Origin of the sequence: Enterobacter sp. HNDS-6 (assembly GCF_039850505.1) — a bacterium.
In the GTDB taxonomy this organism is placed as follows: domain Bacteria; phylum Pseudomonadota; class Gammaproteobacteria; order Enterobacterales; family Enterobacteriaceae; genus Enterobacter; species Enterobacter kobei.
In genome coordinates, this window is the sequence record NZ_CP156673.1 from 1,175,784 (window position 1) to 1,196,399 (window position 20,616).

Annotated in this window: 21 protein-coding genes; 9 read left to right on the top strand and 12 right to left on the bottom strand. The window is 57.1% G+C overall.

From position 1 onward, the window contains the following. Position 1: 1 nt before the first annotated feature. The 3 genes from ABFI50_RS05365 to ABFI50_RS05375 all read left to right on the top strand — a co-directional run bounded on the left by ABFI50_RS05365 (position 2) and on the right by ABFI50_RS05375 (position 2,156). On the top strand, positions 2-595 hold the full coding sequence (locus tag ABFI50_RS05365; RefSeq protein ID WP_014885194.1) for an XTP/dITP diphosphatase: 594 nt from the start codon (positions 2-4) through the stop codon (positions 593-595). Beyond that, positions 588-1,730 carry a radical SAM family heme chaperone HemW gene (hemW, locus tag ABFI50_RS05370; RefSeq protein ID WP_014885195.1) on the top strand — a complete coding sequence of 381 codons (1,143 nt, stop codon included), beginning with the start codon at positions 588-590 and terminating at the stop codon, positions 1,728-1,730. Before ABFI50_RS05365 ends, hemW begins: the two co-directional genes overlap by 8 nt. Before the next feature lie 63 nt (positions 1,731-1,793). After that, entirely contained in the window at positions 1,794-2,156 is a 363-nt protein-coding gene (locus ABFI50_RS05375) for a DUF559 domain-containing protein (RefSeq protein ID WP_014885196.1), read from the top strand. A gap of 74 nt (positions 2,157-2,230) precedes the next feature. Here ABFI50_RS05375 and ABFI50_RS05380 read toward each other — a convergent pair whose 3' ends face one another. The 3 genes from ABFI50_RS05380 to trmB are packed head-to-tail and all read right to left on the bottom strand — an operon-like array spanning position 2,231 to position 4,049. Beyond that, positions 2,231-2,947 carry a DUF2884 domain-containing protein gene (locus ABFI50_RS05380; protein WP_248217371.1) on the bottom strand — a complete coding sequence of 239 codons (717 nt, stop codon included), beginning with the start codon at positions 2,945-2,947 and terminating at the stop codon, positions 2,231-2,233. A 56-nt stretch (positions 2,948-3,003) separates the two neighbouring features. Next, positions 3,004-3,330: a YggL family protein gene (locus tag ABFI50_RS05385; protein WP_014885198.1), complete on the bottom strand. Its 327-nt coding sequence runs from the start codon at positions 3,328-3,330 to the stop codon at positions 3,004-3,006. Further along, the gene (trmB, locus tag ABFI50_RS05390; RefSeq protein WP_014885199.1) at positions 3,330-4,049 is read right to left on the bottom strand and encodes a tRNA (guanosine(46)-N7)-methyltransferase TrmB; all 720 of its coding nucleotides are present in this window, start codon (positions 4,047-4,049) and stop codon (positions 3,330-3,332) included. The genes ABFI50_RS05385 and trmB overlap by 1 nt, the downstream gene beginning before the upstream one ends. A 144-nt stretch (positions 4,050-4,193) precedes the next feature. Here trmB and mutY point away from each other — a divergent pair, with 144 nt between their 5' ends. The 4 genes from mutY (at position 4,194) to ABFI50_RS05410 (ending at position 8,273) form a co-directional block, all read left to right on the top strand. After that, positions 4,194-5,246, top strand: coding sequence for an A/G-specific adenine glycosylase (gene mutY, locus ABFI50_RS05395; RefSeq protein WP_318586971.1), 1,053 nt, complete (start codon positions 4,194-4,196; stop codon positions 5,244-5,246). A gap of 26 nt (positions 5,247-5,272) precedes the next feature. Next, positions 5,273-5,545 carry an oxidative damage protection protein gene (locus tag ABFI50_RS05400; RefSeq protein ID WP_003862425.1) on the top strand — a complete coding sequence of 91 codons (273 nt, stop codon included), beginning with the start codon at positions 5,273-5,275 and terminating at the stop codon, positions 5,543-5,545. Between the two features lie 124 nt (positions 5,546-5,669). Then, positions 5,670-6,746, top strand: a complete 1,077-nt coding sequence (mltC, locus tag ABFI50_RS05405; protein WP_014885201.1) for a membrane-bound lytic murein transglycosylase MltC — start codon at positions 5,670-5,672, stop codon at positions 6,744-6,746. Positions 6,747-7,016: 270 nt separating this feature from the next. Next, positions 7,017-8,273 (top strand): nucleoside permease, encoded by a 1,257-nt coding sequence (locus ABFI50_RS05410; protein WP_014885202.1) that lies wholly within the window; start codon positions 7,017-7,019, stop codon positions 8,271-8,273. A gap of 88 nt (positions 8,274-8,361) precedes the next feature. Here the strand turns inward: ABFI50_RS05410 and citG are convergent, their stop codons facing one another. From citG to ABFI50_RS05450, 8 genes are read right to left on the bottom strand one after another with little or no spacing between them, the layout of a single operon-like run. Next, positions 8,362-9,165 (bottom strand): triphosphoribosyl-dephospho-CoA synthase CitG, encoded by an 804-nt coding sequence (citG, locus tag ABFI50_RS05415; RefSeq protein ID WP_032635576.1) that lies wholly within the window; start codon positions 9,163-9,165, stop codon positions 8,362-8,364. Beyond that, the gene (gene citX, locus ABFI50_RS05420; protein ID WP_032635574.1) at positions 9,143-9,682 is read right to left on the bottom strand and encodes a citrate lyase holo-[acyl-carrier protein] synthase; all 540 of its coding nucleotides are present in this window, start codon (positions 9,680-9,682) and stop codon (positions 9,143-9,145) included. Before citX ends, citG begins: the two co-directional genes overlap by 23 nt. 2 nt (positions 9,683-9,684) lie before the next feature. After that, on the bottom strand, positions 9,685-11,202 hold the full coding sequence (gene citF, locus ABFI50_RS05425) for a citrate lyase subunit alpha (protein ID WP_023331286.1): 1,518 nt from the start codon (positions 11,200-11,202) through the stop codon (positions 9,685-9,687). A 10-nt stretch (positions 11,203-11,212) separates the two neighbouring features. After that, positions 11,213-12,088: a citrate (pro-3S)-lyase subunit beta gene (gene citE, locus ABFI50_RS05430; RefSeq protein WP_014885206.1), complete on the bottom strand. Its 876-nt coding sequence runs from the start codon at positions 12,086-12,088 to the stop codon at positions 11,213-11,215. Further along, entirely contained in the window at positions 12,085-12,378 is a 294-nt protein-coding gene (citD, locus tag ABFI50_RS05435) for a citrate lyase acyl carrier protein (RefSeq protein WP_014885207.1), read from the bottom strand. The genes citE and citD overlap by 4 nt, the downstream gene beginning before the upstream one ends. Before the next feature lie 16 nt (positions 12,379-12,394). Then, positions 12,395-13,417, bottom strand: coding sequence for a [citrate (pro-3S)-lyase] ligase (gene citC, locus ABFI50_RS05440; protein ID WP_213783086.1), 1,023 nt, complete (start codon positions 13,415-13,417; stop codon positions 12,395-12,397). Between the two features lie 10 nt (positions 13,418-13,427). Continuing rightward, positions 13,428-14,291, bottom strand: a complete 864-nt coding sequence (locus tag ABFI50_RS05445; protein WP_045134818.1) for a fumarylacetoacetate hydrolase family protein — start codon at positions 14,289-14,291, stop codon at positions 13,428-13,430. 17 nt (positions 14,292-14,308) lie between these two features. Further along, on the bottom strand, positions 14,309-15,670 hold the full coding sequence (locus ABFI50_RS05450; protein ID WP_014885210.1) for a 2-hydroxycarboxylate transporter family protein: 1,362 nt from the start codon (positions 15,668-15,670) through the stop codon (positions 14,309-14,311). 347 nt (positions 15,671-16,017) lie between these two features. Between ABFI50_RS05450 and ABFI50_RS05455 the strand changes: the two genes are divergently transcribed. Further along, a complete protein-coding gene (locus ABFI50_RS05455; RefSeq protein ID WP_347485555.1) occupies positions 16,018-17,643 on the top strand; it encodes a sensor histidine kinase in 1,626 nt (541 codons plus the stop codon). Beyond that, positions 17,633-18,325 (top strand): response regulator, encoded by a 693-nt coding sequence (locus tag ABFI50_RS05460; RefSeq protein ID WP_023337769.1) that lies wholly within the window; start codon positions 17,633-17,635, stop codon positions 18,323-18,325. Before ABFI50_RS05455 ends, ABFI50_RS05460 begins: the two co-directional genes overlap by 11 nt. A 54-nt stretch (positions 18,326-18,379) precedes the next feature. Here ABFI50_RS05460 and ABFI50_RS05465 read toward each other — a convergent pair whose 3' ends face one another. After that, complete coding sequence (locus ABFI50_RS05465) at positions 18,380-20,515, bottom strand: ornithine decarboxylase (protein ID WP_347485556.1); 2,136 nt, start codon at positions 20,513-20,515, stop codon at positions 18,380-18,382. Positions 20,516-20,616 lie beyond the last annotated feature (101 nt).

Here is a 20,616-nt window from a genome sequence, read left to right on the forward strand (position 1 = left end):
CATGCAGAAAGTTGTTCTCGCGACCGGCAACGCCGGTAAAGTGCGCGAGTTGGCCTCGCTATTAAATGATTTTGGGCTGGATGTGGTCGCTCAGACCGATCTTGGCGTAGATTCTGCCGAAGAGACGGGGCTGACGTTTATTGAAAACGCGATCCTGAAAGCACGCCATGCCGCGCAGATTACCGGTCTGCCCGCCATTGCCGATGACTCCGGTCTGGCCGTCGATTTCCTTGGCGGCGCGCCGGGGATTTACTCTGCTCGTTATTCCGGTGTTGATGCAACCGACCAGCAGAATCTGGAAAAGCTGCTTGTTGCCCTGAAAGACGTACCGGACGAACAGCGGACCGCACAGTTCCACTGCGTGCTGGTCTATCTGCGTCACGCAGAGGACCCGACGCCGATCGTCTGCCACGGTAGCTGGCCGGGCGTGATTACCCGTGAAGCTGCGGGCAACGGCGGTTTTGGCTACGACCCGATTTTCTTTGTCCCGTCCGAGGGCAAAACCGCAGCGGAACTGACCCGCGAAGAGAAAAGCGCGATTTCCCACCGTGGGCGCGCACTGAAACTGTTACTGGAAGAACTGCGTAATGGCTAATTTGCCACCTCTGAGTCTTTATATTCACATCCCGTGGTGCGTGCAGAAATGCCCGTACTGCGATTTCAACTCGCACGCGCTGAAAGGTGAAGTGCCGCACGATGACTACGTTGCGCATCTGCTGGCTGACCTGGACGCCGATGTACCTTACGCACAGGGACGTGAAGTTAAGACCATTTTCATTGGTGGCGGTACGCCGAGCCTGCTGTCAGGCCCGGCGATGCAGACGCTGCTGGACGGCGTGCGTGCGCGCCTGAACCTGGCCGCGGATGCTGAAATTACGATGGAAGCCAACCCCGGTACCGTTGAGGCCGATCGTTTTGTCGAGTATCAGCGTGCAGGCGTGAACCGTATTTCCATCGGCGTGCAGAGCTTTAGCGAGCCAAAACTGAAGCGCCTGGGGCGCATTCACGGTCCTGAGGAAGCAAAGCGTGCGGCAAACCTGGCGACAGGACTGGGTCTGCGCAGCTTTAACCTCGATTTGATGCACGGCCTGCCGGACCAGTCGCTCGACGAAGCGCTGGACGATCTGCGCCAGGCGATTGAACTTAACCCGCCGCATCTGTCCTGGTATCAGCTCACCATCGAACCCAACACGCTGTTTGGTTCCCGTCCTCCGGTTCTGCCGGATGACGACGCGCTGTGGGATATTTTCGAGCAGGGCCACCAGTTGTTAACCGCTGCGGGGTATCAGCAGTACGAGACGTCTGCGTATGCGAAACCGGGGTATCAGTGTCAGCACAACCTGAACTACTGGCGTTTTGGCGACTACCTGGGAATTGGCTGCGGCGCGCACGGCAAGGTGACTTTCCCGGACGGTCGCATTCTGCGTACCGCCAAAACCCGCCACCCGCGAGGGTATATGGAAGGCCGTTATCTCGAGCGCCAGCACGACGTTGAGGCGGCGGATAAACCGTTTGAGTTCTTTATGAACCGCTTCCGCCTGCTGGAAGCCGCGCCGCGCGCGGAATTTGCGCGTTACACCGGTCTGCCGGAGTCAGTGATTCGTCCTCAGATTGACGAGGCGCTGGCTCAGGGGTATCTGACTGAGTGTGAAGATTACTGGCAGATCACCGAGCACGGCAAACTGTTCTTAAATTCCCTTCTTGAGCTGTTCCTCGCCGACGATTCCTGAAGGCTAATTCAGGTTTTTGCATCCCGTTCTGCCGGCTGAAGGAAAAGCTGGCAGAGTGTGGGGATGGAAATTACGCGATCATACGCTAAACAGCTCAGACGCGAGCTGACGAAGGAAGAAAGACGGCTTTGGTATTTATTACGAAGCCGCCGTTTCGAAAATTATAAATTTCGCCGACAGCATCCGGCAGGAAACTACATCCTGGATTTCGCATGCTGTGCGGCTCGCCTGGCCATTGAACTGGATGGCGGACAGCATGATGAAAATCAGGAATACGATCGTCAAAGGTCGAAGTGGTTACACCAAAAGGGCTGGTATGTCATTCGCTTCTGGAACAACGAACTCTGGAAAAACGAAGAGGCTGTATTAGAAAAGATCCTTGAAACACTGCAAATGCTGCAACCCTCACCCCGGCCCTCTCCCTGAAAGGGAGAGGGAGCAAACCATCCCCTCGCCCCTTTGGGGAGAGGGTTAGGGTGAGGGGCCCAGCGCGCAGAGGATTACTTCAACGTCCCCACCAGCGCCTTCCGGCTATCTTCCAGCGACACCACGCGTTTACACACGTCTTTGCCGAACTGCTGGAAATCATCTTCCTGGTTCTTCCACTCGTTCTGAATTGAGGTCTGCAAGCCACCCAGACTGCCCAGCACGCCCTGCAGCGGGTTACCGCCGCCCTTCAGGACCGCTTTAGCCCCCATCTCGTTGATGCTGTCCTGCAGAATGCCGCCCATCGCCTGGTTCACCAGCTGCTGTCCGTCAGCACGGACCTGATCAATCGCCTTGTAGTGGAACGTCAGGCCATCAGAGCGCGTCTCGATAATCCGGTTCATCTGCTCTTTGAGCTGCTTATCGAGCTTCGTCAGGCGGGAGCGCATATTGCTGCTCTCCCCCACCTCTTTGGTAATGATCTTATCCAGTGCAACACGGCTTTTTTCGACGCGCGTCAGGGCTCCTTTATTAATCCATGGCAGCGCGGTACGCAAATCGGCCTGATAGTCTTTCGCCTGCTCACGCTGTGCGGCTGTCAGATTGTACTCTTTGCCGTTAAAGGTGACGTTCCCTTGCGGCGTAATCACCAGATTGCCGTTCTCGCCTTTGACCTGCACGGTTTGCGGGCTTAACACCACGTCATCACGCGGGGTGACGCTACATTTATACTCCGCATGGGCGGTGAATCCGGTTGCCATCAAAGCAACAGCCAGCAACGTTTTGCGCATCTTAAACACTCCCTCAGACAAAATGGGCCAGCTAATGCTGGCCCCGTACTGCTTTATTAGTCCCACCAAACGTCGAAAAGTTCGCTGACGCGGACATCTTCCAGCTTGTGGTCTTCAAGCCATTTACGAACCAGCGCCTGATGTTCTTCGGTGCATTTACCCACTTCCTGGGTGCAGATCAGACCTTCCCAAGCCAGGTAACCGCTACCGTCGAAGGCCAGCTTGTTGGGCTCAATCACGTCGTTGATGAAGGCATCCACGTCCTGATCGATCTGTTCTACACTGGTGCCTTCCGGGAAACGCCACGCAACGGAGAACCCCACTTCCTGGAATTCTTCGATGTGCATTTTTTTACGCAGACGACGGCTACGATTCTTTGCCATTATTTCACCCTCTCGAACATTAAGTCCCATACACCGTGACCAAGACGATGGCCACGCTGTTCAAATTTCGTTACCGGACGTGAATCCGGACGCGGAACATAGTCGTTGCTTTCAGACTGGTTTTTATACCCGTCCAGAGACGACATCACTTCCAGCATATGTTCCGCATAAGGTTCCCAGTCGGTTGCCATATGGAAGACGCCGCCCAGTTTCAGCTTGCTTTTCACCAGCTCGGCAAACGGTGCCTGAACGATACGGCGTTTATTATGACGTGCTTTGTGCCACGGGTCAGGGAAAAAGAGCTGAACCATGGTTAAAGAATTGTCAGGAATCATTTTGTGCAGCACTTCCACCGCGTCATGACACATGACGCGCAGGTTCTCTACACCCTCTTCATGGGCAGTTGCGAGACACGCGCCGACGCCCGGGGAATGCACTTCAATACCGAGGAAGTTCTGCTCCGGGCGAGCTTGCGCCATGGTCACCAGAGAGGTGCCCATACCAAAACCAATCTCCAGCGTGACTGGCGCTTCGCGGCCAAACAGCCCGGCAAAGTCCAGCGGCTGCTCGCTGAACTCAACGCCCATCACCGGCCAGTAGTTGTCCAGCGCATGTTGCTGCCCTTTTGTCAGGCGGCCCTGACGACGGACAAAGCTGCGAATACGGCGCAGCGGGCGACCGTTTTCATCAAATTCCGGTGAAATGACGTCGTTTTTCATAAAAGAGTTGTCTGCTTGTGAGAATGTTCGGGAAACGGGCATTATCCAAAGTTAAGGCGTCTATGCAAGCATGGGAAAGATCCGGTTTACAGCAGATTGACGCTGTGCTGCAATCTGCGTCCCTGATTATGTGAATCGATGACCATGCAAGCCTCTCAATTTTCAGCCCAGGTGCTGGACTGGTACGACAAATACGGGCGTAAAACCCTGCCCTGGCAAATTGAAAAAACGCCTTACAAAGTATGGCTCTCCGAAGTGATGTTGCAACAAACGCAGGTCGCCACGGTGATCCCATACTTTGAGCGTTTTATGGCACGCTTCCCGACGGTAACAGACCTGGCGAATGCCCCGCTGGACGAGGTATTGCACCTGTGGACAGGCCTGGGCTATTACGCCCGCGCGCGTAATCTGCACAAGGCCGCGCAGCAGGTCGCCACGCGCCACAACGGTAAATTCCCGGAAACTTTCGATGAAGTGGCAGATTTACCCGGCGTCGGGCGTTCAACGGCGGGAGCCATTCTCTCTCTCTCTTTGGGTAAGCATTTCCCGATCCTCGACGGCAACGTGAAGCGCGTGCTGGCACGTTGCTATGCCGTGGACGGCTGGCCCGGTAAAAAAGAGGTTGAGAAACGTCTGTGGGAGATCAGTGAAGCGGTTACCCCGGCCAACGGCGTCGAACGTTTTAACCAGGCGATGATGGATCTGGGTGCGATGGTCTGCACGCGCTCAAAACCCAAGTGCGAACTCTGCCCGCTCAATACTCTCTGCGTGGCCTACGCTAACCATTCGTGGTCGCAATACCCGGGGAAAAAACCGAAGCAGACGCTACCGGAGCGCACCGGTTACATGCTGCTGATGCAGCACGGCGACGAGGTGTTCCTGACCCAGCGTCCACCGAGCGGCCTGTGGGGCGGTCTATACTGCTTCCCACAGTTTGAAGATGAAGATTTGCTGCGTGAATGGCTTAAACAGCGCGGTATTGCTGCCGATAACCTGACGCAGCTGACCGCGTTTCGCCATACCTTCAGCCATTTCCACCTGGATATTGTGCCGATGTGGCTTCCCGTGTCCTCATTTGCCTCGTGCATGGATGAAGGCACAGCTCTCTGGTATAACTTAGCGCAACCGCCATCAGTCGGGCTGGCGGCTCCCGTGGAGCGCCTGTTACAGCAATTACGTGCCGGTGCAATGGTTTAGCATCGACAAGAAAAAGAGGAATGAGTATGGCCAGAACGATTTTTTGTACTTTCCTGCAGCGTGACGCTGAAGGCCAGGATTTCCAGCTTTATCCGGGTGATCTGGGTAAACGCATTTATAACGAGATCTCCAAAGAAGCCTGGGGACAGTGGCAGAAAAAGCAGACCATGCTGATTAACGAGAAAAAGCTCAGCATGATGAACCCGGAACACCGCAAGCTGCTGGAACAGGAGATGGTGAACTTCCTGTTTGAAGGCAAAGACGTGCACATCGAAGGCTATACGCCTCCAGAAAAATAATATTGAGCGGCTGTTGCCGGGTGGCGCTGCGCTTACCCGGCCTACAAAACCGTAGGCCCGTGCAAGCGAAGCGCCGCCGGGCAATAGCAACGACTAAGCAAACACAACACGCACGCCCGGAATGATGAAAAAACTTTTAGCGCTAGCCCTTGTTGCGCCGTTGCTGGTCTCCTGTTCGTCAAAAAAAGGCGATGATTACAACGAAGCCTGGATCAAGGACACCAACGGTTTTGACATTTTGATGGGGCAGTTTGCCCACAACATCGAGAACATATGGGGATTTAACGAAGTTCTTATTGCCGGACCGAAGGACTACGTTAAGTACACCGACGCCTATCTGACCCGTAGCCACATCAACTTTGATGAGGGTACGATCACCATTGAAACCATCGCGGGTACTGACCCTGCGGCACGACTGCGTCAGGCGATTATCAAAACCCTGCTGATGGGCGACGACCCGGGATCTATCGATCTCTACTCCGATGCCGACGATATCACCATCTCGAAAGAGCCGTTCCTGTACGGTCAGGTTGTCGATCAAACCGGCCAGCCAATCCGCTGGGAAGGTCGCGCCACGAAATTTGCCGACTATCTGCTGCAGACGCGACTGAAGAGCCGCTCTAACGGCCTGAAGATAATTTATAGCGTCACCATCAACCTCGTGCCGAACCACCTCGACAAGCGTGCGCATAAGTATCTTGGCATGGTGCGTCAGGCATCACGTAAGTACGGCGTGGATGAGTCGCTGATCCTGGCGATTATGCAGACCGAATCGTCGTTCAACCCTTACGCAGTTAGCCGTTCCGACGCCCTGGGGCTGATGCAGGTAGTCCAGCACAGCGCCGGTAAAGACGTCTTCCGCGCGCAGGGCAAATCCGGCACGCCGAGCCGTAGCTATCTGTTCGATCCCCAGAGCAACATTGATACCGGCACGGCCTATCTGGCGATGCTGAACAATGTTTATCTCGGCGGCATCGATAACCCGACCTCACGCCGCTATGCCGTAATCACCGCCTATAACGGCGGCGCGGGCAGCGTGCTACGCGTCTTCTCGAACGACAAAGTGCAGGCCGCAAACATCATCAACAGCATGGCGCCGGGGGATGTTTACTCAACCCTCACCACCCGCCACCCATCAGCGGAGTCCCGCCGCTATCTGTATAAGGTCAATACGGCGCAGAAGAACTATCGTCGTCGATAATCAACACACCTTCTCCTGCAAGGAGAAGGTGTTCTGCTTTCCCTCTCCCCGTGGGAGAGGGTCAGGGTGAGGGTATCAGGCCGCACTCACTCACCCCACCCATACGAAAATGTTATTTGCATCACAATCCAAACTGCAAATTAATGTGGATTGCATTTTTTTGCGGGAGGTAACAAAACATATCGTTGCCAACTGATAGAATTGCATCAAATAACAACCCTGAATGTTCCAAAAACAACATATCTCCCGCTCACTTGTGAGGAAAGTAACATGAACCTTAAGCTGCAGCTTAAAATATTGTCGTTTCTGCAGTTCTGCCTGTGGGGTAGCTGGCTGACTACACTCGGCTCCTATATGTTTGTGACGCTCAAGTTCGATGGTGCGTCAATCGGTGCCGTCTACAGCTCGCTGGGTATCGCGGCGGTCTTCATGCCAACACTGCTCGGTATCGTGGCGGATAAATGGTTAAGTGCGAAATGGCTGTACATGCTTTGCCATCTGGTGGGCGCGGGGACGCTGTTTATGGCGGCCGAAGTGACCACGCCAGGGGCAATGTTTATGGTGATCCTGCTTAACTCGCTGGCCTATATGCCAACGCTTGGGCTGATCAACACCATCTCTTACTACCGCCTGAAATCTGCCGGGATGGATATCGTGACCGATTTCCCGCCAATCCGTATCTGGGGCACCATCGGCTTTATCATGGCAATGTGGGGCGTGAGCTTCGCAGGCTTTGAACTGAGCCATATGCAGCTCTACATCGGTGCCGCGCTCTCCGTGCTGCTGGCGATCTTCACCCTGACGCTGCCAACCATTCCGGTTTCAAACCAGCAGAAAAACCAGAGCTGGAGCACCATGCTCGGTCTGGACGCGTTCGCGCTGTTTAAAAACAAACGGATGGCGATCTTCTTTATCTTCTCCATGCTGCTGGGCGCAGAGCTGCAGATCACCAACATGTTCGGCAACACCTTCCTGCACAGCTTCGATAACAATCCGCTGTTTGCCGGAAGCTTTATCGTTGAGCATGCGTCGGTGATGATGTCCATCTCTCAGATCTCTGAGACGCTGTTCATCCTGACCATCCCGTTCTTCCTGAGCCGCTACGGCATCAAGAACGTCATGCTGATCAGTATCGCGGCATGGATGTTGCGCTTTGGTCTGTTCGCCTACGGCGACCCGAGCGCATTCGGCACCGTACTGCTGGTGCTGTCGATGATTGTTTACGGCTGTGCCTTCGACTTCTTCAACATTTCCGGTTCCGTATTCGTGGAAAAAGAAGTGAAGCCTGAAATCCGCGCCAGCGCACAGGGCATGTTCCTGATGATGACCAACGGCTTCGGCTGTATTCTGGGCGGCGTGGTGAGCGGTAAAGTGGTAGAGATGTACACCACCAACGGCATCACCAACTGGCAGCCGGTGTGGCTGATCTTCGCCGCATACTCGCTGGTGCTGTTCTTCGCGTTCATCGCGCTGTTCAAGTACAAGCACGTGCGTGTGCCGAACGGTGCGCAGCCGATCGCGCACTAATCTTTGGTGTGTTGTGCCCGGTGGCGCTAACGCTTACCGGGCCTACAAAACCCAACCGTAGGCCGGGTAAGGCGAAGCCGCCACCCGGCTATTTTATTGCAGAAAGCACCCACCCCACCGACAGCAAATCCGCGCTGCCCCCCGGACTCAGATTGCGTTCTATCAATGCGATATCCATTTTAAGCAACGCTTCGCGGTCCCAGCCGTTAGCCAGCAATTCCCGCGCGTAGTCCTGAACGTAGCGCAGCCCTTCCATGCCACCGCGCGACACCAGATTGCTGTCCTGATTGACTGACATCAGGCGTAACAGCAGGCTGTGAAGCGACCGTCCGTTCCACTGTGCCAACGCCTTACGCACCGTGGCAAAGCCGCTTTCCGCCTCACCGCGCGCGCCGGTTAAGCCGTGCTGCTGAAACTGCCGCTCGCCCGCCGTCGCCTGCCCGCTGCGCGCGGCCAGCTCTCGCGACACCAGCCCGCGGCAGATGTTACCTACCTCACAACAGAGGCTGTCCGCAGAAAGATTGTTCACACGTCCGGCGGCGAAGCACAGTAAACCCAGGGCAAAAATCCCGCCTTTGTGCGTATTCACGCCGTTCGTCGCGGCGTACATCGCCTGCTCGCAGGCCATCCCCATTGGGCGGATAATCCGTAGCTGTGCGTCAGCGGGCTTATCCGCATGCGCGTTACCAAGTTCAGCAAAGCGCGCAAACCACGGCGTAATCGCCGCAATGCTGCGGGCAAACAGCGCGTGGTCCATATCGCGGTGGGAACCGTTATTGAGCTTGTCCACCAGCCCCGGTTTGGGCGTCAGCTCCAGCTCCTGCCACAGTGCCGCTTCGGCAAGCGCGGGCACGTCCGCAATGCGGGGTTTAGTCGCGAGCAAACCAGTCATCAATCATCTTCTCCACCCGGGAAACCACCTGCTCAACGGGATGGTTCCGCGAGCGGGAACAGGCATGCGCAGGTTCGTCGCAGATCAGGCAGCGTCTGAGATTTGCCCCCAGCGACTGACGCCCGACGTGGCCATGCTGAGGGCAAATAACATCCAGATCCCACAGCCTGCCGAGCGGGTGCGTCTGCTCCAGTTCCGCGCAGTGCGCTTTAATTTCCGCTGCCGGATGAGCCACGCACCACAGAGCCTCGGGCCCGGTCGGAAGCCACAGCACCTGACGGTCCAGCACCTGCCAGCGGTTCTCCCATAGCAGCTGGTCGCACGTCTGGAGCGCTACGCCCATGGTGTTGCGATAGCGCAGGCTGTCTTTAATTTCCCCTGGCGTGACCAGCGTGAGGGAAATCACCGGTTGTTGATAGTGCTCAAGCATGTCAGCCTGACGCGCTGCGCGGCGCTCTTTCGCCGCCAGCAGTTCGTCCAGGCTGACACCCGTCCGCACGGGTGTCGCTACTGTCATAATCACTCCTTCACCTGTCGCACGGTGTCGATCACGCTGCCGTCGCGGTAGCGGATCACCCCGACGATTTTGTCGGTAAACTCAATCGGCTTCGGTACGCCCGTCAGCGATATCGCCCGTTCATAGAGCGCGTTGATATCCACAATCTTCAGCCCGGCAGCCATCAGCCGCTCACGCACCTCCGGGCGCGCCGGGTTAACCGCAATGCCGTGATCGGTGACCAGCACGTCGATGCTCTCACCCGGCGTGAGGCGCGTGGTGACGCGCTTCACGACCGTCGGAATGCGGCTGCGCAGCAGCGGCGCAACGACGATGGTGAGGTTCGCCGCAGCGGCCACGTCGCAGTGTCCGCCGGACGCGCCGCGCATCACGCCGTCGGAGCCGGTGATGACGTTGACGTTGAAATCAACGTCGATTTCGAGGGCGCTGAGGATCACCACGTCGAGCTGGTCGCAGCTTGCCGCCTTGCTGCCGGGGTTGGCGTAAACATTGGTGGAGATCTCCACGTGGTTCGGGTTGCGCGCCAGAGACGCCGCCGCCTGGCCGTCAAAGCACTGGGTGTCGAGCAGCTTTTCGATGAGCCCCTTCTCGTGCAAATCCACCAGGCTGCCGGTGATGCCGCCAAGCGCGAAGCGCGCCTTCACGCCGCTGCGCTCCATTTTCTCTTCCATAAAACGCGTGCAGGCGGTCGCCGCCGCGCCGGAGCCGGTCTGCATTGAGAAGCCCGGGTTAAAGTAGCCGGAATGTTCAATCACGTCCGCCGCATAGCGGGCGATCATCAGCTCGCGCGGGTTGCTGGTGACGCGCGCCGCGCCAACGCTGATTTTCGCCGGGTCACCGACGCTCTCAACCTGCACGATGTAGTCCACCTGGTCCTGCACCAGGCTGGCGGGCATATTGGGGAACGGCACCAGTTCTTCGGTCAGCAGCACCACCTTGCGGGCAAAGTGCGCATCCACCATGGCGTAGCCCAGCGAGCCGCAGCAGGATTTACCGTGGGTGCCGTTGGCGTTGCCAAACTCATCGCTGCACGGCACGCCGAGAAACGCCACGTCGATATTCAGCTCGCCGTCCTGCAATAGCTTCACGCGCCCGCCGTGGGAGTGAATTTGCACCGGCTCGTCCATCAGCCCGTGGGAGATGGCATCCGCCAGCCTGCCGCGCATTCCGGAGGTGTAAATGCGGGTGATGACGCCGCTTTCAATATGCTCGATCAGCGCGTCATTGCAGGTCATCAGCGAGCTGGAGGCCAGCGTCAGGTTTTTGAAACCCATTCGCGCCAGCAGCGCCACGACGGTGTTGATCACCCGGTCGCCTTCGCGAAACGCGTGGTGGAAAGAGATGGTCATCCCGTCCTGCAGGCCGCAGCGCTTCACCGCCTCTTCAACGGAGGCGCAGAGTTTGCGGCTGTGCTTCGCGTCAGCATCCGCCAGCCACGGCGTCGCGCTGTGGGCGGTATCAAACGGTTTTAAGCCCCGCAGATGGGGGAAATTCATATGGAGAAGTTCAGTCTGGTTCATTCTGTCATCCTTACCGACGCACGCCGGAGGCCGCCGCGCGCTCCAGCACCACCTGCGCGTGGTTAATAATCGGTGCATCCACCATTTTGCCGTTGAGCGACACCACGCCCAGGCCGTTACGCTCGCCCTCTTCTGCCGCCTCAATCACTCGCTTCGCGTGTTCCACCTCTTCCTGCGTCGGGGCGTAAGCGTTATGCAGCAGGTCAATCTGGCGCGGGTTAATCAGCGATTTGCCGTTAAAGCCCATCTTGCGGATCAGATCGACCTCGCGCAGGAACCCGGCCTCGTCGTTAACGTCTGACCACACCACGTCGAAGGCGTCGATGCCCGCCGCACGGGCGGCGTGCAATACGGCGCAGCGGGCGTAGAACAGCTCGGTGCCGTCGCCGCGCTCGGTCTGCATATCCATCACATAATCAAAGGCGGCCAGCGCGATGCCGATGAGGCGCGGGGAGCTGCGGGCAATCGCCACGGCATTTATCACGCCAATGGCCGATTCAATCGCCGCCATGACGCGGGTAGAGCCGACTTCGCGGCCGCACTCGCGTTCAATACGCGCCAGGTGCCCCTCCAGCTCGTAGATATCGTCCGGGGTGTCCGTTTTCGGCAGGCGAATCACGTCCACGCCCGCCCGCACGGCGGCTTCCAGATCCAGCAGGCCAAACGGCGTGCTCAGCGGGTTAATGCGCACCACGGTTTCGATATCCTGATACATCGGGTGCTGTAGCGCGTGGAACACCAGCATGCGCGCGGTGTCTTTCTCGCGCAGGGCAACGGCGTCTTCCAGGTCAAACATGATGGAATCAGGCCGGTAGATAAAGGCGGTGGAAAGCATGGCGGCGTTAGCGCCCGGCAGGAACAGCATACTGCGGCGGAGTTTGCTCATTTCAGCGCCCCCCAGTTGATGGTTTGATCATCGGCGGCACGCATCAGCGCGCTTTGCAGGCGGGCGCGAATAACACAGTCCAGCGCCCCTTTATCTTCAATAATGATGAGTCCCTGGTGCACGTTCATGGCGCGCAATGTGTCGTTGACCACCTGGCGAATCTGCTCGCCAAACTGCTTAATCACTTCACTGTGGATGACTATCTCCAGCTCGCCGTGAGCGGGAGCGATTTTCACCATCAGGTCGCTGGACTCCTGCGTGCCGGCCAGCGCCTCCCTTACAATATTCATGATAAATTCCTGGTAGTTATGCGACTTCGGCACTCGCACGGTAATGCGTTTCGAGATGCGCGAAGGTGGAGTCCGGGACAATCTCCCGGATCCGGGAAAACTGCTGTGCCTTGAGTAAACGGCGCACTTCGGACGCGGAAATGGCGTTGCCGGTGGCCTTGATGCGCGGCATTTCCACCACCTCAATATGCGAGGCCAGCAGGTCGTGCAGCGTCTGGTTGTACTGCCGGGTGATGTCGCAAAAGGGCTCCGAGCCGATGAAGCGGTGGGTGATGCCCAGCGCCGGGGCAATAAAGTCCCGGAAAATCAGCACGTCGATTTCACTCCACGCCTGCTGCACTTTGCCGGTCTCCTTCAGGAAGTAGGCCGGGAAGGTGGCGCGGGAGATGATGTACTGCGAGCCTTCATGCACCACCACGTTCGGCAGATGCGCCACGCCCGCCCGCACCATCTCAATGCGCGCGCTAAACGGGAAGAACGACGCATCTTCACGCACCACGAAGAGATGCAGCGCATCGCACTGCTGCGCCGCCTGCTCCACCAGATGGCGATGGCCGAGGGTGAAGGGATTGGCGTTCATCACTATCGCGCCAATGTTCTCCCCGCTTTTGCGCTTCGCGCGCAGGGAACGGCAGTAGCGTTCGATCCCCTGCGGGGTGTTCTCCATCAGCACCGCGTTGTTTCCGCTCTGGGCAATCGGCCAGAAGCCACTGCGGGCAAAGCGCTCCCGGTTGCACGGACGGGTGCAGAGGAAGAGATGAAAATGGCCGCGCTCCAGCGCCGCATTTTCCACCTCAGCCAGCAGCCGCGCGCTGAGGTTCTCGCCGCGAAGCTGCTCGTTGACCGCCACGCATTTGATGACGTTGGCGGCAAGCCCTGCGCAACCCACCAGCTGCGAGCCGGACCAGGCTTCGACAAACAGCGTGATGTCGTTGTCCAGGCCAAGGCCGCTGTCTGCCAGCAGGTAGCGGATCTGGCTTAAGCGTTCCGGATGCTTCGCCACCAGAGTGTGGCGAAAATCGATGGGTTGACTGTTCATGCCGTTTTACTCAGTGTGCTGCCGCAAGCCCGACGGCGGGCGCTTCCACGATCACGTTGCTCAGATGACCGATATGCTCGATCTCCACCTCAATGCGATCGCCCTCTTTCATAAACAGCGGCGGGTTACGCTTTTTCCCCACCCCGCCCGGGGATCCGGTGATGATCACATCGCCCGGGCTGAGGCGGGTGAAGGTGCTGATGTACTCGATCAGCTCCGCAACCTTGTGGATCATGCTGCTGGTGTTGTCTTCCTGCACCATGCGGCCGTTCAGCCAAGTGCGGATTGCCAGCTGGTGCGGATCCGGGATCTCATCCGCCGTCGCCATCCAGGGGCCAAACGCGCCGGTCTGACGCCAGTTTTTTCCGGCTGTAAACCAGGTGTGCTGCCAGTCACGGGCGGAGCCGTCCATGTAGCAGCTGTAGCCCGCCACGTGGCGCAGCGCGTCGTCGCGGCTGATGTTCTCCCCACCTTTGCCGATGATCACCGCCAGCTCGCCTTCGTAGTCGAATTCACTGGAGTGGCGCGGCTTCAGCACCGGTTCGTTATGGCCGGTCTGTGAATCCGGGAAGCGGACAAACAGCGTCGGGGCCGGGTTATGCTGGTCAAACTCCTTGCGCTTGTCGGCGTAGTTCATGCCCACGCAGAGAATTTTTTCCGGCTGCTCAATCACCGGTAAGAAGGTGATAGCGCTCATCGGCACGTCCACCGCGTCGTTCAGGTAGCGGGTGGCCTGCGCCAGCCCGTTGCCCTGCAGCAGCGCCTTGAGGTCGCTGTAGCGGTCGCCGAGACGGCGGCCTAAATCAATCACGCCGTCGGCCTGGACGATGCCGTAGCTGCGTTTTCCCTGGTATAAAAAGCTTGCGAGTTTCATTGTTCTTTCCTGAAAACTTAAACGAGGAAGTTGCCCAGAATCAGCAGAGAGATAGAGACGTTAATCGCTCCGCCGATACGGGTAGCAATCTGGGCGAACGGCATCAGGCTCATGCGGTTGCCTGCGGTCAGGATCGCCACGTCGCCGGTACCGCCCTGCCCGCTCTGGCAGCAGGAGACGATGGCGACATCAATCGGATGCATACCGATCTTTTTGCCGACGAAGAAGCCGGTCGCCACCAGCGCAGAAACGGTGCTGACAATCACCAGCAGGTTGCTGACGGTGAACGCCGCCACCAGTTCGTGCCACGGGGTGATAGCCACGCCGACGGCGAAGAGGATGGGGTAGGTCACGGAAGTCTGGAAGAATTTGTAGACGACCTGCGAACCTTCCAGCAGGCGCGGAGAGGCGCCGTTGCAGAGCTTCACCAGCACCGCCATAAACAGCATGCCGACCGGGGCTGGCAGGCCAATGAGCTTGTGGCCGAGCATGCCCAGCATGTAGAGCAGCACCGCCAGCAGGGCGCCAGAGGCGATTGTGGTCACGTCCGCTTTACCAGAGAACGCAGGCTGAGAGACGGTGGTATCGGCATTGGCGCGGTTAGGCATCAGCTGGCCTTCACCGGTCAGGTGCGGGTAGCGCTTACCAAGCTGGTTCAGGCAACCGGAGATAATGATCGCGGTCAGACCGCCGAGCATCACCATCGGCAGCACGCGGCCGAGCGCTACGCCCTGGTCCATGTGCAGCAGGGTGGCATAACCGATGGAAAGCGGAATTGCGCCTTCCCCGACACCGCCCGCCATAATGGGCAGAATGATAAAGAAGAAGATCTGGAACGGCTCCAGGCCCAGCGCGAGACCAACGCCCATCCCCACCAGCATGCCGACAATTTCACCGCACAGCATCGGGAAGAAGATGCGCAGGAAGCCCTGAATCAGCACCGTGCGGTTCATGCTCATGATGCTGCCGACGATAATGCAGCAGATGTAAAGATAGAGAATATTGGTGGATTTATAGAACTTCGTGGTGGACTCGACCACCACATCCGGCAGCAGGCCGTAATAGACCAGCGCGGAAGGGATAAAGGTGGCGCAAATCGCCGCCGCACCGAGCTTGCCGACAATCGGCAGGCGCTTGCCAAACTCACCGCAGGCAAAGCCGAAGAAGGCCAGGGTCGCTACCATCACCACGATGTCGCTCGGCAGCTTTCCGCCCAGACAATCAATCGCAATCAGTGCGCCCGCCAGAACAAACAGCGGCAGAGGGATAATCCCGATTTTCCAGGTATCCATAATATGCCACCAACGCTCTTTGAGCGAGGGTCGCTGAATTTCAATCGGGTCGTGGGTAACAGAGAAAGAATCGTCAGTTGTGCTCATAATAAGCCCCTTGGTTATTTTGTGCGTTCAGCTTAGAGTCACAAAGGCTTACTTTATGTGAGGGATGACATATTAAAAGCGAAGTTTTAATGGCCACTATGGTTTTAATGGTTTCTTTTATTTAATGTGATTTATGCCTTATTTATTATCGTGGTTTTTATGGTTTCTTTTCTGAATTGAACAAACAAATAACATTTATTCATATAGCCTGAACGAGGTAAGCCCTCAGGATAAATCTTTTACAGCGCCCGCTGTGCAAGGGATCACAAGTTTTCGGCAAAGCACAGGCAGCCACAGAAAAAAAGATGATATATTGGCGATCTTTGTCGCTACCTTGCGTGATAGTTATGAAAGTCTCTTTCCAGATTAAGTTGTTTATTTCGCTGGTTGCCTTTTTCTCAGTGCTTTTTGCGTTGCTGGGCGGATATTATTATGCCGATGTCGGTAAGCAGCTTTATCAGGAAATGAGTGCGCGCGCAAAAATACAGGCGGAGGAGATTGCGCTTATTCCGTCATTACGCAATGAAGTTGAACAAAAAGATATCACCGCGATCCATGATTTTATGCAGAAAATGGCTGCCCATAGCGATGCCAGCTTTATTGTCATTGGAGATAACACGGGAAAGCACCTTTTTCATTCCGTCTTTGCCGACAGAGTGGGCACGACGCTGATTGGCGGCGACAATGAGGCCGTCCTGCAGGGGAAAAGCACGACAACCATCCGTAAAGGCGGACTGGGTATTTCGCTGCGCAGTAAAGCCCCTATCTTCAACGATGCCGGGCAGGTGGTTGGCATTGTTTCCGTGGGCTATCTCACCAGCTACCTGGATACCATTACCGTCAGTAAAGTGGTCAATATCCTGATTGCCGCCGTGCTGCTGCTTTTGGCCCTCTTTATCTTCTCCTGGTTCTTTACCCGCAGTATAAAGAAGCAGATCTTCTCCCTCGAACCGCGAGAAATCGGCCTGCTGGTACGTCAGCAAAAGGCGATGATGGAATCTATCTACGAAGGGGTGATTGCCATTGATAACGAGCGGCGCATAGAAGTGATCAACCAGGCGGCGCGCAAACTGCTGGGGCTGAGCCAGCCGGCGCGTGAACTGCGTGGGCAGTTGATAAGCCAGGTGATCGACCCGGTCCCGTTCTTCGACACGCAGACGATGCTGGCTAAAGATACCCACGATGAGATTTGCCGTTTTAACGATCTCACGGTGATTGCCAGCCGGGTTCACATCATGCTTGAGGGCTCGCTGCAGGGCTGGGTGATCACCTTCCGCGATCGCAACGAAATCGACTCTCTGAGCGCCCAGCTCAGCCAGGTAAAACGCTATGTCGATAACCTGCGCATTATGCGCCACGAGCAGTTAAACCGGATGACCACCCTCTCCGGCCTGCTGCATATGGGCCGCTATGAGGAGGCGATTGGCTACATACAGGCGCAGTCGGAACATGCCCAGGAACTGCTGGACTTTATCTCGTCGCGCTTCAGTTCCCCCACCCTGTGCGGCCTGCTGCTCGGGAAAGCCGCCCGCGCGCGGGAAAAAGGCGTCGAGCTGAGTTTCGACCCGGCCTGTCGGCTGGATAAGCCGTTCCTGCCGCTTGGGGAGCAAGAGTTGATTTCGATTATTGGTAACCTGCTGGATAACGCCATCGAAGCAACACAGCGCTCGCCGCTTCCCCATACGCCGGTGGAAGTGCTGATAAAACTCAGCGAGCAGGAGCTGATTATTGAAGTCGCCGACCAGGGCGTAGGCATTAAACCGGAGATCCGTGAGCGGATCTTTGAACGCGGCATCACCACCAAAACACGCGGCGATCATGGGATTGGTCTGTATCTGATCGAAAGCTACGTTACGCAGGCTGGCGGCGCGATAGAAGTTGCCGATAATACCCCACGCGGCGCCATTTTCTCATTGTTTATCCCGGCCTCGGGAACCGTCCGGCAACTGGAAGACACCGACTATGCAACATGAACTTATCGACGTACTGATTGTTGAAGACGAGAACGAACTGGCACAGCTGCACGCGGAGCTCATCAGCAAACACCCGCGTCTGAGACTGGTGGGGATTGCCTCGTCACTGGCCGACGCGCAGGTTCAGCTTGAGCGTAAACAGCCTCAGCTGATGCTGCTGGATAACTATCTGCCGGACGGCAAAGGCATCACCCTTATCAGTAACCCGATGCTGACCCGCGCCAACTGCTCGGTGATTTTCATCACCGCCGCCAGCGATATGGACACCTGCAGCCAGGCCATCCGCAACGGCGCGTTTGACTATATCCTTAAGCCGGTTTCCTGGAAGCGCCTCAGCCAGTCGCTGGAGCGCTTTGTGCAATTTGCCGAACAGCAGCGCGTCTGGAAGATTGTCGATCAGCAAAACGTCGATTCACTGTATCAACTCCAGGCGAAGAACTACCGCCAGGACAACGGCAGCAAAGGGATTGAGGAGAATACGCTGGCCCGGGTGCAGGCGCTGTTCAACGACAAGGCGACGCACTGCTTTACCGTGGATGAGGTGGTGAGCGAAACGGGGTTGAGTAAAACCACTACCCGGCGCTATCTGGAGCACTGCGTGGAGGCGGGGTTTCTGAGCGTGGAGATGCTGTACGGGAAGATTGGCCATCCAAGGAGGATGTACAAGCGTAGTGCGGTTTGATGAAACGTTCCCTCTCCCTGTGGGAGAGGGTTAGGGTGAGGGCAGCAGCCCGCACTACCTCAACACATATCCATACAGCCGTTTAATCCCGTCCGCATCCTTCTCGCTGTATACCCCCTGCAGCTCCGGCGAGAAGCCCGGCAGCAGGTTGATGCCCTCTTCCAGCGCCAGGAAGTAACGCTGTACCGCCCCGCCCCAGACTTCACCCGGCACCACGCACAGCACGCCAGGCGGATAGGGCAGCGCCCCTTCGGCAGCAATCCGCCCTTCGGCATCCCGTATGCGCACCAGCTCCACGTTACCGCGAATGTAGGCCTGGTTCGCGTCCTGTGGATTCATCACCACCTCAGGCAGGCTTTCTTTGCGGAACATCGCCTTCTGCAGATCTTTTACGTCAAAGCTGACATAAAGATCGTGCATCTCCTGACACAACTGGCGGAGGGTGTAATCCCGGTAGCGCACCGGGTATTTCTGGTAGATGGTCGGCAGTACGTCCGCCAGCGGCGTATCGTCTTCAATATGCTGCTCGAACTGTCCCAGCATTGCCACCAGCTGCGCCAGCTTCTCGCTGCTTTCAGCTGGCGTCAGCAGGAACAGGATTGAGTTGAGATCGCATTTCTCCGGCACGATGCCGTTTTCGCGCAGGTAGTGCGCAAGAATGGTCGCCGGAATGCCGAACCCGGTATATTCCCCGGTTTCCGCATCAATACCCGGCGTGGTCAGCAGCAGCTTGCACGGGTCGACAAAGTACTGCTCGCGGGCATAACCCGCAAACCCGTGCCATTTCGCCCCCGGCTCGAAGCTGAAGAAGCGGCGCTCGCTGGCAATGGCGTGCGTCGGATGATCCTGCCACGGCCGCCCCGCCACCACCGGCGGGATAAACGGCTTAATCATATGGCAGTTGGCAATGATCGCCTTGCGCGCCTCAATGCCCAGCTCAACACACTCCGCCCACAGCCTGCGCCCACTCTCGCCTTCATGAATTTTGGCATTCACATCCAGCGCTGCAAACAGCGGATAAAACGGGCTGGTGGAGGCGTGCAGCATAAACGCATTGTTCAGCCGCTTATGGGGGCAAAACCGCGCCTGGCCACGAATGTGGTTATCCTTTTTATGGATCTGCGACGTTTGCGAGAACCCGGCCTGCTGCTTATGCACCGACTGGGTCACAAAAATGCCAGGATCGTTCTCGTTCAGCTCCAGCAACAGCGGAGACGTTTCCGCCATCATCGGAATAAATTGCTCGTAGCCCACCCAGGCAGAGTCAAACAGGATGTAATCACACAGATGGCCGATCTTGTCGATCACCTGACGGGCGTTGTAGATCGTGCCGTCATAAGTGCCAAGCTGGATGATCGCCAGGCGGAACGGACGCGCCTCGTCGGCTTTCTCCGGCGCAGCCTCGCGGATAAGATCGCGCAGGTACGCGTCATCAAAACAGTGCTCGTCAATCCCGCCAATAAAGCCAAATGGATTACGCGCAGCCTCAAGATACACCGGCGTGGCCCCTGCCTGAATCAGCGCCCCGTGGTGGTTAGATTTATGGTTATTGCGATCGAACAGCACCAGGTCGCCGCGGGTCAGAAGCGCGTTGGTCACCACCTTGTTGGCCGCCGACGTGCCGTTCAGCACGAAGTAGGTTTTATCGGCATTGAACACTTTCGCCGCGAACTTTTGCGCATGCTTGGCGGACCCTTCGTGGATCAGTAAATCCCCGAGTTTTACGTCAGCATTGCACATGTCGGCACGAAACACGTTCTCACCGAAGAAATCAAAGAACTGTCGTCCCGCCGGATGCTTTTTGAAAAACGCCCCGTGCTGGTGACCAGGACAGGCGAAGGTGCTGTTACCCATCTCCACGTACTGGCTCAGGGTGTCGAAAAACGGCGGCAGCAGATTCTCTTCGTAACGGCTGGCAGCAGTCTCCAGTTCCAGAAACTCCTGCGCTTTCCCCGAGATGACCGCGGTAGCACCGTCAGGCACGTCCGTGTGCTCCTGCGAGAAAATAAACACCGGTAACTGAAAGCCCGTGCGTTTCAGCAACGCGAGAATACCGCTGCAACTTTCAGCAGTGGTCATGACGACTGCCGCCACATCGGTAAAATCCGTGTTATCCAGCGTCACCTTTTCACGGTGGGTTGAGACAGTGGAGAGCAGCTCGCGGCTGACGGCAATTTTCATGGTTTTCATAGGCGCTAGTTACCCTCACCGAATGGTGAGACAGGGAGGAGAAAATTCGCGCAATAATGTCACCTTTTATTTTGAGGTGCAAGAAGGAATCAATATGCACA